Annotated in this window: 2 protein-coding genes; one reads left to right on the top strand and one right to left on the bottom strand. The window is 53.2% G+C overall.

The window, feature by feature from the left end:
- Positions 1 to 260, bottom strand: a 260-nt coding sequence (locus NZM04_00525; protein ID MCS7062529.1) for a tRNA (uridine(34)/cytosine(34)/5-carboxymethylaminomethyluridine(34)-2'-O)-methyltransferase TrmL, incomplete at its 3' end; no start/stop codon positions are given.
- 62 nt (positions 261 to 322) lie between these two features.
- Between NZM04_00525 and NZM04_00530 the strand changes: the two genes are divergently transcribed.
- Positions 323 to 1,210: hypothetical protein (locus NZM04_00530; protein ID MCS7062530.1), on the top strand; the 888-nt coding region annotated here is incomplete at its 3' end.

Consider the following 1,210-nt stretch of genomic DNA (forward strand, 5'->3'; position numbering starts at 1 on the left):
GTCGGCACGGTATCTGTGTTTTCGATAAAAAAATAACGCCCCTTACACTCGCCCCCTTCCATAAACGCCTCCCACGAATTCCACAGGCGCCAATCCAAATGCTGCCAGTAATCCAGCCCCGCGCGCGACAACGTCCGGTCATCGAGCCTAAATCCAAGCGGCTCGATCAAGTGCAGACGCGCTCCTGCAGCCATGCACAACCGACCGACATTGCCCGTGTTCGGAGGGATCTCCGGCGCGATTAACACCACATGCAGCATACCGACATACAAAGTTTTTTTGACAATACCGCATGTTTCAGCTTCATCATATATCTGACGCAATGAAAAAATCACACGGCATCCGAATCACGCTCCTCCTCTTGCTGTGCGCTTGTTTCATCGGACTAGGCTACATGGGTTTTAAGATATTCACATCCGCACAGCAAACGGAACCTTCAGCCCAACCCGAGGACGCCCAAAGTTTTGAAACTTATCTCGTCAAAGAAGAACCTTGGCCGCCATTCTCCAATCAACGCCGTATCGCGTTGCCCCTCATCTCGACAAATCGAGTCACACTCTATCACCCCCGCGAAAACACCAACGTAAAACTTCTCCACCAACCCGGCGATACAGTCAAAGCTGGCGAGACCGTAGCAGAGCTAGAAAATCAACAAGAGAAACATAAACTCCGCGAAGCAGAAAAACGTTACGCCCTACTCCAAGCCACCCACGACCATGCCTCAGCAATCTACGCCGTCACCGGCAGCAACGCACAAGTCCTTGATGCCCTCCGCGAGCGCTTGATCCAAGCCGAGACCGAGCTCATCCAAGCGCGCCAAAAATACGCCGAGCGCGCCCTCATCGCGCCCATTGACGGAATTATAGACTATCACATTTCTGATGGCGCGACGCCACAACCTCAACAACCGCTCCTGACGATCCACGCCGTGCGCACACTCGGTGTCGAAATACCCGAAGACTATTTCAGCCGAGAACAGCTCGATCAGCGTCCCGAAAAAAACATCGCCGTGCATCTTCCCGACTATGACAACAAAATCTCACCAGCCTCCTTCACGCTCTCACCGACGGGGAAACTCATCTTGCACATCCCCAATCCAGACGGGCACTATCGCATCGGAGCGACAGCAGAAATTCCAGTGGAGGCGCTTCCCCGCACGCGCGAAATCGTTGCGCCGCTACATGCTTTGAGAAAAATTGATGACATTTAC

Source organism: Candidatus Methylacidiphilales bacterium, assembly GCA_025056655.1.
Lineage (GTDB): Bacteria > Verrucomicrobiota > Verrucomicrobiia > Methylacidiphilales > JANWVL01 > JANWVL01.